This window comes from Streptomyces sp. NPDC060198, from assembly GCF_042728415.1.
In the GTDB taxonomy this organism is placed as follows: Bacteria; Actinomycetota; Actinomycetes; order Streptomycetales; family Streptomycetaceae; genus Streptomyces.
Genome location: NZ_JBHWZJ010000221.1, coordinates 1 through 11,737, shown reverse-complemented (window position 1 = coordinate 11,737; position 11,737 = coordinate 1). Strand labels below are relative to the sequence as shown.

Genomic DNA, 11,737 nt, shown 5'->3' with positions numbered 1-11,737 from the left:
GAGGACGAGCGTGCCGAAGGTCTCGTCGCCCGGCAGCCGTCCGGCCGACTGCCAGCCGGGGCGGGACCAGGCGACGTAGCCGAGGCTGAGCAGGGTGAGGGCGAGGGCGGTCAGGGGCAGGACGCGCACCAGCCGGTCGAGGTGTTCGTCGAGGCGGCTCTCGGCCCGGCCGCGCCGGGAGACGACCCAGACCACGGCGACGGCGCTGACCAGCAGGGCGGCTTGGAGGGCGGAGCCGACGGTACTGAGCAGCGCCGGGCCGCCGGTCAGGCCGGGCGGAACCAGACCGTCGCGAGCGGCGGCAGGGTCACCGTGATGCTGACCTGACGGCCGTGCGCCGGTACCTCCTCCGGCTTCAGCGGCTCCTCGTTGCGCACGTCGCTGCCGCCGTAGCGGGCCGAGTCGGTGTTCAGCACCTCCACCCAGCTCCCGGCCGACGCCGGCACCCCGAGCCGGTAGTCGTGCCGGACCGCCGGCGAGAAGTGGGAGACCGCGAGCAGCGGCGAGCCGTCCGCGTCGAAGCGGAGGAACGCGAGGACGTTGTCCTCCGCCGCGCCGCCGTCCACCCAGCTGAAGCCGCCCGGGTCGGTGTCGCGCTGCCAGAGCGCGGGCACCGCGCCGTACACCGCGTTCAGGTCGCCGACCAGGTCGCGTACGCCCCGGTGGTCGGCGGACGCCTCGTACGCCGGGTCGAGCAGCCACCAGTCCGGGCCGTGGCCCTCCGACCACTCGGCGCCCTGAGCGAACTCCTGTCCCATGAAGAGGAGTTGCTTTCCGGGGTGGGCCCACATGAAGCCGAGGTAGGCGCGGTGGTTCGCGCGCTGCTGCCACCAGTCGCCGGGCATCTTCGAGACCAGCGCCTGCTTGCCGTGCACCACCTCGTCGTGCGAGATCGGCAGCACGTAGTTCTCGCTGTACGCGTACACCATCGAGAAGGTCATCTCGTCGTGGTGGTACTTGCGGTGCACCGGTTCCTTCGCCATGTAGGTGAGGGAGTCGTGCATCCAGCCCATGTTCCACTTCAGCCCGAACCCGAGGCCGCCGATACCGTCCGGGCCGGTGTGGTGGGTGGCGCGCGTGACGCCGTTCCAGGCGGTGGACTCCTCGGCGATCGTCACCACCCCGGGGTTGCGGCGGTAGACGGTCGCGTTCATCTCCTGGAGGAAGGCCACCGCGTCCAGGTTCTCCCGGCCGCCGTGCTCGTTGGGCGACCACTGGCCGTCCTCGCGGGAGTAGTCGAGGTAGAGCATGGAGGCGACCGCGTCGACCCGCAGGCCGTCGATGTGGAACTCCTCGCACCAGTACGTGGCGTTGGAGACGAGGAAGTTGCGGACCTCGGTGCGGCCGTAGTCGAACTCCAGGGTGCCCCAGTCCGGGTGCGCGGCGCGGGACGGGTCGGAGTGCTCGTACAGCGGGCGTCCGTCGAACTCCGCCAGTGCCCATTCGTCGCGCGGGAAGTGCGCGGGCACCCAGTCCATGATCACGCCGATGCCCGCCCGGTGCAGCGAGTCCACCAGGTGCCGGAAGTCGTCGGGGGTGCCCATGCGGGAGGTCGGCGCGAAGAAGCCGGTCACCTGGTAGCCCCAGGAGCCGCCGAACGGGTGCTCGGAGACCGGCATCAGCTCCACGTGCGTGAAGCCCAGGTCCTTGACGTACGCCGGCAGCTGCTCGGCCAGCTGGCGGTACGTCAGGCGCGGGCGCCAGGAGGGGAGATGGATTTCGTATACGGAGAACGGCGCCTCGTGCACCGGGCGGTCGCCTCGGCGCTCCATCCAGTCGCCGTCCTGCCACGCGTAGTGCGAGGCCGTGACCACCGAGGCGGTGGCGGGCGGGATCTCGGCGGCCCGGGCCATCGGGTCCGCGCGCAGGGTGTGCGAGCCGTCCGGGCGGCAGAGGTCGAACTTGTAGAGGGCGCCCTCGCCGACCCCGGGGAGGAAGAGCTCCCACACGCCGGTCGACCCGAGCGAACGCATCGGCAGGCCGGTGCTGTCCCAGTAGGTGAAGTCACCCGCGATCCGCACCCCGCGCGCGTTGGGCGCCCACACGGTGAACCGGGTTCCGGATACGCCCTGGTGCTCCATGATCCGCGCGCCCAGCGCGGTCCACAGCTCCTCGTGCCGGCCCTCGCCGATCAGGTGCAGGTCGAGCTCGCCGATCGCGGGCAGGAAGCGGTACGGGTCCTCGATCTCGATCTCGTTGTCCGTGTAGGTGACCAGCAGCCGGTAGGCGGGTACGGCTTTGAGCGGCAGGACGGCGGAGAAGAAGCCGTCGCCGTCGTCGAGCAGTTCGGCGCGCAGCCCCTCGGCGAGCACCGTCACGCCGCGCGCGTGCGGGCGCAGCGCCCGTACCAGTACCCCGCCGTCGTGGGGGTGCGCGCCGAGCAGGTCGTGCGGGGCGTGGTGCTCGCCGGCGAGCAGCCGGCCCCGGTCGGCGTCGTGCAGGGCGGGGGCGGGCCGGGCGCCTTCGCCTTCGCCGGCGTCGGTGCCGCCGCGCCGGGGGTGGGGCGGCACGCCGTTCTTCCGCTTGGCCTTGGGGCGCTTCGCCGGCGCGGGCGCGGTGGCGGTGACCGTGGCGGCGGCGGAGGTGGAGGCCACCGCCACTGGCCCGTCGGCCGTCTCGGTCGTCACCGGCTGGGGGGCGGGTGCGGCCTCGGCCGAGGCTTCGACGGGGGCGGGCGTTTTCCTGGACGGCTTACGGGCGGTCACGGGGGACGGCCTCCTCGGGGGGTCGGTCGGGGTGGGGGCGGGGCGGAACGGGGATTTCCGGGCGGTCGGGGGGGCCAAGGGCGCGGGCCGGGACGCGCCCGCGGGTCCACCGGGCCGCGCGGCGGGGGAGCCGCGCGGACCCGGATCAGGTGGACGCGGCCAGCCGCTGGATCGCGGCCATCGGGACGGGCAGCCAGTCGGGGCGGTGCCGTGCCTCGTACAGCACCTCGTACACCGCCTTGTCCGTCTCGTGGGCGCGCAGCAGCTCGGGTTCGCTGCGCGGGTCGGTGCCCGAGATTTCGGCGTACCCCTCGCAGTACGCGGAACGGCAGCGCTCCGCCCACGCGTCGCTCCAGGGCCGGTGGGAGCGGGCCGCGTAGTCGAAGGAGCGGAGCATCCCGGCGACGTCGCGCACCGGCGGCTGTGGGCTGCGGCGTTCGGCGAGCGGTTTGGCGGGTTCGCCCTCGAAGTCGATGAGCGACCAGAACCCGTCGGCGCCGCGGAGTGTCTGCCCGAGATGCAGATCGCCGTGGACCCGGTGGGTGGCCCAGGAGCGGCCCCGGCGCCCGAGCCCCCCCAGCGCGTCGAAGGCGGCGCGCAGTGCGGGGACGTACGGCAGGAGTACGGGGACGGCCTGCGCGGTCGCCTCCAGCCGCTGGGTCATCCCGGCGACCAGTGCCTCGGTGCCCGCCAGGCGCAGGTCGGGGCCGGGCAGGGCGGAGGCGAGCGCGGAGTGCACCTCGGCGGTGGCCCTGCCGAGCGCACGGGATTCCGGGACGAAGTCGCGCCCCTCGGCGAGTGCGCCGAGGGCCAGTTGCCAGCCGTCCTCCGCGCCGCGCAGGAAGGGTTGCAGTACGCCGAGGGTGAGCGGTTCCGGAGTGGCCGCCTCGAACCAGGCGACGGGTGCGGGCACCCGTCCGCACCCTTCGCCGACGAGGGCGAGCGGCAGCTCCAGATCCGGGTTGGTTCCCGGGAAGACCCTCCGCAGGATCTTCAGGATGTACGCGTCGCCGAAGACGAGCGAGGAGTTGGACTGTTCGGTGTCCAGCAGCCGGGGCGTGAGCCCGGCCGGAATCGTTTCCGCGCGCTCGAAGCGGAGCGCGCCGAGCGGGCCGGGGCGGCGGAACCGCTCCAGCAGGAGACCGGCGAGCCGGGGGTCGTGGAGGCCCTCGTACACGGTGCGGCCGGCCAGCGGGCCGTCCGCGACCCGCCCGATGAGGGCGGGGGCCAGGCTCGGTGGCAGGTCCGTCCTCACCCCGAGCAGGAGTTGGTAGCAGTCGCCGGTGGCGCGGGCGGGCAGTCCGGGCTGGTGGACCCGGACCAGGAGGTGCAGCAGCCCGGGGCCGGTCGTGGCGGAGTCGACCGGCAGTATCTCGGTCGCGGAGACCAGGGTGAACCCGGCCACGGGGTGGCCCTTGCCGGCGAACCATCGTTGCCGGGGCAGCCAGTCGTGGAGCAGCGGGGCGAGGGAGGGCAGCAGCGCGGTCCCCGCCGCGGCGCCCCCCGGCCGTGGATGGGGTTGCGGGTGGGGCGCCTGTTTCGTGGTGCTTTTCGCCAGGGCGACGTGAGTGGATGCAGCCTCCGACATGGCATCGCGTCCTTTCCCCGGGCACACAGATGCGAGGAGTGTCCCGGATTGCGGCAATGGCTGTCCGGCTGTGCGGGACGTGTCGGCTGAGGATGGTGCGTACGGACTCGAATGGCCCAACGGCCACGCGAAGCCGTCCAACGCTCGATGTGGGGGAGAGTGCCCCGTGCGGGACGGCCAAAACCGTCCCGCAGGAGCCGTGCGTACCGTTGACCGGGGCGTAACACCCCGGTGGCGCCCGTCAGATGGCCGGAGCTTCCTTCCGCAGGCGGAACCAGTAGAAGCCGTGTCCGGCGAGAGTGAGCAGGTAGGGCCACTCGCCGATGGCGGGGAAGCGTACCCCGCCGATCAGTTCGACCGGGTGGCGTCCGTTGAAGGACCTCAGATCGAGCTCCGTCGGCTGTGCGAACCGGGAGAAGTTGTGGACGCACAGCACGAGGTCGTCCCCGTACTCACGGGTGAACGCGAGCACCGCCGGGTTGGACGACGGCAGTTCGGTGTACTCGCCCAGCCCGAAGGCCGGATTCTGCTTGCGGATCTCGATCATCCGCCGGGTCCAGTGCAGCAGTGAGGAGGGCGACGCCATCGACGCCTCGACGTTGGTGACCTGGTAGCCGTAGACCGGGTCCATGATCGTGGGCAGGAAGAGCCGGCCCGGGTCGCTGGAGGAGAACCCGGCGTTGCGGTCCGGGGTCCACTGCATCGGGGTGCGCACCCCGTCGCGGTCGCCCAGCCAGATGTTGTCGCCCATCCCGATCTCGTCCCCGTAGTAGAGGATCGGGGAGCCGGGCAGGGACAGCAGCAGAGCGGTGAACAGCTCGATCTGGTTGCGGTCGTTGTCCAGCAGCGGGGCGAGGCGGCGCCGGATGCCGATGTTGGCGCGCATCCGCGGGTCCTTGGCGTACTCCGCGTACATGTAGTCGCGCTCTTCGTCCGTGACCATTTCGAGGGTGAGCTCGTCGTGGTTGCGCAGGAAGATGCCCCACTGGCAGTTCTTCGGGATCGCCGGTGTCTTGGCGAGGACTTCGGAGACCGGGTAGCGGCTCTCCCGCCGTACCGCCATGAAGATGCGCGGCATCACCGGGAAGTGGAACGCCATGTGGCACTCGTCGCCGCCGGACTGGTAGTCGCCGAAGTAGTCGACGACGTCCTCGGGCCACTGGTTGGCCTCGGCGAGCAGGACGGTGTCCGGGTAGTTGGCGTCGATCTCCTTGCGGACCCGCTTGAGGAAGCCGTGGGTCTCGGGGAGGTTCTCGCAGTTGGTGCCCTCGCGCTGGTAGAGGTACGGCACGGCGTCCACGCGGAAGCCGTCGATGCCGAGGTCCAGCCAGAAGCGGAGGGCGGAGATGATCTCCTCCTGGACCGCCGGGTTCTCGTAGTTGAGGTCGGGCTGGTGCGAGAAGAACCGGTGCCAGTAGTACTGCTTGCGCACCGGGTCGAAGGTCCAGTTCGAGGTCTCCGTGTCGACGAAGATGATCCTCGCGTCGGGGAACTGCTTGTCGTCGTCGGCCCAGACGTAGTAGTCGCCGTACGGCCCGTCGGGGTCCGACCGGGACTGCTGGAACCACTCGTGCTGATCGCTCGTGTGGTTCATGACGAAGTCGATGATGACGCGCATGCCGCGCTGGTGCGCGGCGTCCACGAACTCCACGAAGTCGGCGAGGTCGCCGAACTCGGGAAGCACGGCGGTGTAGTCCGAGACGTCGTAACCGCCGTCGCGCAGAGGCGACTTGAAGAAGGGCGGCAGCCAGAGGCAGTCGATGCCGAGCCACTGGAGATAGTCCAGCTTGGCGGTGATGCCCTTGAGGTCTCCGATGCCGTCGCCGTTGGAGTCCTGGAAGGACCGGACGAGGACCTCGTAGAAGACGGCGCGCTTGAACCAGTCGGGATCGCGGTCCTTGGCGGGGGTGTCCTCGAAGGTGTCGGGAACAGGCTCATTCACGATCATGGTGTGGGTGACCCTCCGGTCGGCGGGGACGGTCGCAGGACGACGACGTGCGCGGGCGTGATACCCGGCTCTAGGCGCACGTAGAAGGTCCTGCCCCAGTGATAGGTGTCGCCGGTGAGCTCGTCGCGCACCGGCACGCTCTCGTGCCAGTCGAGGCCGAGTTGCGGCATGTCCAACGAGACCGTGGCCTCCTGGGTGTGGTGCGGGTCGAGGTTCACGACCACCAGGAGGGTGTTCGATCCGGAGCGCTTGCTGTAGACGATCAGCGCTTCGTTGTCGGCGGAGTGGAAGTGGACGTCCCGCAGCTGCCGGAGCGCCGGGTGGCGGCGCCTGATCCGGTTGAGCGACGTGATCAGCGGAGCCAGCGAACGTCCCTCTCGTTCGGCCGACTCCCAGTCCCTGGGCCTGAGTTCGTACTTCTCCGAGTGCAGGTACTCCTCGCTCCCCGGACGCGTCGGGGTGTTCTCGCACAGCTCGAATCCCGCGTACACGCCCCAGGACGGGGAGAGCGTCGCGGCCAGCACGGCCCGGGCCTCGAAGGCGGGCCGGCCGCCGTCCTGGAGGTAGCCGGGAAGGATGTCGGGGGTGTTCACGAAGAAGTTGGGGCGCATGTACGAGGCGGCCTCGCCGGAGACCTCCAGGGCGTACTCGGTCAGTTCCTGCTTCGTGTTCCGCCAGGTGAAGTACGTGTACGACTGCTGGAAACCGGCCTTCGCGAGGGTGTGCATCATCGCGGGGCGGGTGAACGCCTCGGCGAGGAAGACCACGTCCGGGTCGGTGCCGTTGATCTTCTCGATCACCTGCTCCCAGAAGACGACCGGCTTGGTGTGCGGGTTGTCCACACGGAAGAGCCGCACTCCGTGGTCCATCCAGAACCGCAGCACCCGTACCGTCTCCGCGACCAGCCCCGGCATGTCCTTGTCGAAGGCGATGGGGTAGATGTCCTGGTACTTCTTCGGCGGGTTCTCCGCGTACGCGATCGAGCCGTCGGGGCGGTGGTGGAACCACTCAGGGTGCTCCTTCACCCAGGGGTGGTCCGGGGAGCACTGGAGCGCGAAGTCCAGGGCGATCTCCATCCGCAGGGTGCGGGCGGTCTCCACGAAGTGGTCGAAGTCCTCCAGCGTGCCGAGGTCCGGATGGACGGCGTCGTGGCCGCCGTCCGCCGAACCGATCGCCCAGGGCACACCGGGATCGTCCGCGCCCGCGGTGAGGGAGTTGTCCGGACCCTTGCGGTGGGAGGTCCCGATGGGGTGGACCGGCGGCAGGTAGACGACGTCGAAGCCCATCGCGGCCACCGCCGGGAGCCGCTCGGCCGCCGTCCGGAACGTGCCGCTGACCAGCCGGGTCCCGCCGCCGGGGACGCTCTCGCGGCGGGCGCCCTCGGAGCGCGGGAAGAGCTCGTACCACGCGCCGTACAGCGCACGCGGGCGCTCGACGACCAGCGGGAGGGGGCGCGAAGCGGTGACCAGCTCGCGCAGCGGGAAGCGGGCGAGCGGGTCGGCCGCCGCCGGGGTGAGCGCCGCCGCCAGCCGGGCCGCAGGCGTACGGGTGGTGTCCCGCAACGCGTCGACGGCGGCCAGGACCGCCTCCCGGCCGTCCTTCTTCGGCACGCCCGAGGCGGCGCGCTCGTACAGTGCCGCGCCCTCGGCGAGCACCAGCTCGGTGTCGATCCCGGCCGGGATCTTGATCTGCGCGAGCCGCCGCCAGGTGGTCAACGGGTCGCTCCACGCCTCGACCTTGTACGACCAGCGCCCCTCCGTGTCCGGGGTGACGTCGGCACCCCACCGGTCCGTACCGGGAGCGAGTTCGCGCAACGGCACGAACGGGCCGCGCCGTCCGCTCGGGTCGCGCAGTACGACGTTGGCCGCCACCGCGTCATGGCCTTCGCGGAAGACGGTGGCGGAGACCTGGAAGGTCTCGCCCACCACCGCCTTCGCCGGGCGTCTGCCGCAATCGACGAGCGGAAGGACGTCCAGGACGGGGATACGACCGATCATGACATCACCTGAAAGCTGGAGCGGGGCGTGCGGGGACGACGGCACGCGCGGCGAGGACCGCATCCGCGTGCCGCGAGAATGGGGATCAGTCCTTTGTAGCTGCTCAGCTGTCTGCTGACGGGCTGTGGGCATGGCCGCTCCTGTCCGCGTTCACTCGAATGGCACTCGAATGGCTGGCGTGCGCGGGGATGACGCGCACGCTGCGGGGGTGTGCGCGAGGACGTGTGCCGCCGGGTCGGCTGTGTACGCGGGTAGCCTTCCCATCGCTTTCGCGCGGTCAACCCGGCGTCGTGTTAACTACTGGGTCGTCATCCGGACGCCGCGCGCGTCCGGTGCCCGGCATCGGGCGTGCGGCGTCACACGAGTCACCGGGTACCCGCGCTCCGGCGACTCGCACCTCCCGGTGGGTTCGCCACCCCGGAAGCCTCTCCCGGCCGGCCCACGCCCACAAGGTCGCCCGAGGGGGTGAAATCAGCCATATCCGTGCGGAGCGGGCGGGATTGCCGGGACCGCCGGGGCCCCTGGGGCGGCGCCGGGGACCCGCGGACGCGTGCGCCGGACCGCGCGACGACCCCGTGCGCCGTGGCAGGACGGAGCCCCGGGCCGTTACCGTCGTCAGTGGCGGAGCGGCGCACACCGTGGTGCGGCGTCCCCTCGGATTCGCAACTCCCCTGTAAAGGTGGAACGCGTGAAGGCCATTCGTCGGTTCACCGTACGTCCCGTCCTCCCCGACCCCCTGCGACCCCTGCACGACCTCGCGCGCAATCTGCGATGGTCGTGGCACACCGAGACCCAGGAGCTCTTCCGGTCCGTCGACCCCGAGGGGTGGCGGCCGGAGGATGCCGACCCGGTCAGGCTCCTCGGCTCCGTCTCCGCCTCCCGGCTGGCCGAACTCGCCCGCGACGAGGAGTTCCTCGGCCGCCTCGGCGAGGCCGCCGACGAGCTCGACGGCTACCTCACCGGCCCCCGGTGGTACCAGAACCAGCTCGCCCGGGGCAGCCAACTCCCCAGCTCCGTCGCCTACTTCTCACCCGAGTTCGGAGTGACCGCGGCCCTGCCGCAGTACTCCGGCGGACTCGGCATCCTGGCCGGCGACCACCTCAAGGCCGCCAGCGACCTCGGCGTCCCGCTCATCGGCGTCGGCCTGCTCTACCGGCACGGCTACTTCCGCCAGTCGCTCTCCCGCGACGGCTGGCAGCAGGAGACCTATCCGGTCCTCGACCCCAACGAACTCCCGGTCACCCTGCTGCGCGAACACGACGGCACCCCCGCCCGGGTGGTGCTCGCCCTGCCCGGTGGACGCTCCCTGCACGCCTGCGTCTGGAAGGCCCAGGTCGGCAGGGTCCCCCTCCTCATGCTCGACTCCGACGTGGAGGAGAACGCCCCCGGCGAACGCGACGTCACCGACCGGCTCTACGGCGGCGGCAGCGACCACCGCCTCCTGCAGGAGATGCTGCTCGGCATCGGCGGGGTGCGCGCCGTGCGCACCTGGTGCCGGCTCACCGGCGCACCCGCGCCCGAGGTGTTCCACACCAACGAGGGCCACGCCGGCTTCCTCGGCCTCGAACGCATCAGGGAACTCAACCAGGCCGAGCAGAACCCTGGACAACTCGGCGGCGAGGGGCTCGACTTCGACTCCGCGCTCGAAATCGTCCGGGCCGGCGCCGTCTTCACCACCCACACCCCCGTCCCCGCCGGCATAGACCGATTCGACCGCCAGCTCGTCGCCCGCCACTTCGGCGACGACGGCGAACTCCCCGGAGTCCCCGTCGACCGCGTACTCGCCCTCGGCGAGGAGACGTACGAGGGCGGCACCCCCGGCATCTTCAACATGGCGGTCATGGGCCTGAGGCTCGCCCAGCGGGCCAACGGCGTCTCCACCCTGCACGGAGCCGTCAGCCGGGAGATGTTCTCCGGGCTCTGGCCGGGATTCGACCCGGCGGAGGTGCCCATCACCTCCGTCACCAACGGCGTGCACGCCCCGACCTGGGTCGCCCCCGAGGTGCTGAGCCTGGGCGCCCGGCAGGTCGGCGAGGACCGCGCCCGGGACGCGCTCGCCGGCGGTGAGGTGGCCACCGGGATCGGCGTCGACCGCACCGGTACGCCCCGCCGATGGGACGCGGTGGCCGCCATCGGCGACCGCGAGATCTGGGACCTGCGCCGGGTGCTGCGCGAACAGCTCGTCACCGAGGTCCGCAAGCGGCTCTACGCCTCCTGGCGCAGGCGTGGCGCCGGCACCGCCGAACTCGGCTGGATCGACGGCGTCCTCGACCCGGACGTCCTCACCATCGGCTTCGCCCGCCGGGTCCCCTCGTACAAGCGACTCACCCTGATGCTCCGCGACAAGGACCGGCTGACCCGGCTGCTGCTCCACCCCACCCGGCCCATCCAGATCGTCGTCGCAGGCAAGGCGCACCCCGCCGACGACGGCGGGAAGCGGCTGATCCAGGAGCTGGTCAGGTTCGCCGACGAGGCCCGGGTCCGCCACCGGATCGTCTTCCTGCCCGACTACGGCATGGCCATGGCGCAGAAGCTCTACCCCGGCTGCGACGTGTGGCTCAACAACCCGCTGCGCCCGTTGGAGGCCTGCGGCACGAGCGGGATGAAGGCCGCCCTCAACGGCAGCCTCAACCTCTCGGTGCGCGACGGCTGGTGGGACGAGTGGTTCGAGCCGGACTTCGGCTGGGCCATTCCCACAGCGGACGGTTCCGCGGTGGACGACGACCGGCGCGACGAACTGGAGGCCGACGCCCTCTACGCGCTGATCGAGGACCGGGTCGCGCCCCGCTTCTACGACCGGGGGGATGACGGGCTGCCCGAGCGCTGGATCGAGATGGTCCGCCGCACCCTGGCCGCCCTCGGCCCGAAACTCCTCGCCGGACGCATGGTCCGCGAGTACGTGGAGCGGCTCTACGCCCCTGCCGCGGTGTCGCGGCGCGCGCTCGACGTCCCGGCCGCACGCGACCTCGCGGCGTGGAAGTCGAAGGTACGGGCGGCCTGGCCGCAGGTGGCCGTCGACCACGTCGAGACGGTCACCGACACCACCGCGAGCGGCTCGGCGGAGCTGGGCGCGACCCTCGCGCTGCGGGTCAGGATCGTGCTCGGCGGCCTCGCCCCGGAGGACCTGGAGGTGCAGGTCGTGGCCGGGCGGGTGGACTCCGGCGACGCGCTCGTCGATGCCCAGATCACCCCGCTGAAGGTGACCGGCACCGGTGACCTGGAGGACCACCGGGTGTACGAGGGGCCGCTCTCCCTGGACCGAACGGGACCGTACGGCTACACGGTGCGGGTCCTCCCTTCGCACCCGCTGCTGGCCTCCTGGACCGAACTCGGCCTGGTGGCCCTGCCGGACGCGAGTGTCGGGGAGGAGGAGGGCGGCCCGGTGCTGCGCTGAGCTTGCGGGCACCTGCGGGGGATGCGCGGACGTTCCCCGGCCGCTGACGGGTGCCGGTGGCCGGACGCCGAAGGCCCCGGCCGCCGGTCCCGAGGTGGTCGGGTC

The 11,737-nt window shown here is 71.7% G+C and carries 6 protein-coding genes; 1 reads left to right on the top strand and 5 read right to left on the bottom strand.

Annotated features, from left to right (window positions below; genetic code table 11):
• The 5 genes from ACFWEP_RS23595 to ACFWEP_RS23575 form a co-directional block, all read right to left on the bottom strand.
• The coding region (locus ACFWEP_RS23595) for a hypothetical protein (RefSeq protein ID WP_387372583.1) at positions 1–195 on the bottom strand (195 nt) is incomplete at its 3' end.
• Between the two features lie 71 nt (positions 196–266).
• Positions 267–2,705 carry a 1,4-alpha-glucan branching enzyme gene (glgB, locus tag ACFWEP_RS23590; RefSeq protein ID WP_387372581.1) on the bottom strand — a complete coding sequence of 813 codons (2,439 nt, stop codon included), beginning with the start codon at positions 2,703–2,705 and terminating at the stop codon, positions 267–269.
• 145 nt (positions 2,706–2,850) lie between these two features.
• Entirely contained in the window at positions 2,851–4,293 is a 1,443-nt protein-coding gene (locus ACFWEP_RS23585; protein ID WP_387372578.1) for a maltokinase, read from the bottom strand.
• A gap of 241 nt (positions 4,294–4,534) precedes the next feature.
• The gene (gene treS, locus ACFWEP_RS23580) at positions 4,535–6,241 is read right to left on the bottom strand and encodes a maltose alpha-D-glucosyltransferase (protein WP_387372576.1); all 1,707 of its coding nucleotides are present in this window, start codon (positions 6,239–6,241) and stop codon (positions 4,535–4,537) included.
• Entirely contained in the window at positions 6,238–8,238 is a 2,001-nt protein-coding gene (locus tag ACFWEP_RS23575) for a maltotransferase domain-containing protein (protein WP_387372574.1), read from the bottom strand. Before ACFWEP_RS23575 ends, treS begins: the two co-directional genes overlap by 4 nt.
• A gap of 688 nt (positions 8,239–8,926) precedes the next feature.
• Between ACFWEP_RS23575 and glgP the strand changes: the two genes are divergently transcribed.
• On the top strand, positions 8,927–11,632 hold the full coding sequence (gene glgP, locus ACFWEP_RS23570) for an alpha-glucan family phosphorylase (RefSeq protein WP_387372571.1): 2,706 nt from the start codon (positions 8,927–8,929) through the stop codon (positions 11,630–11,632).
• The last annotated feature ends 105 nt before the right edge of the window (positions 11,633–11,737 follow it).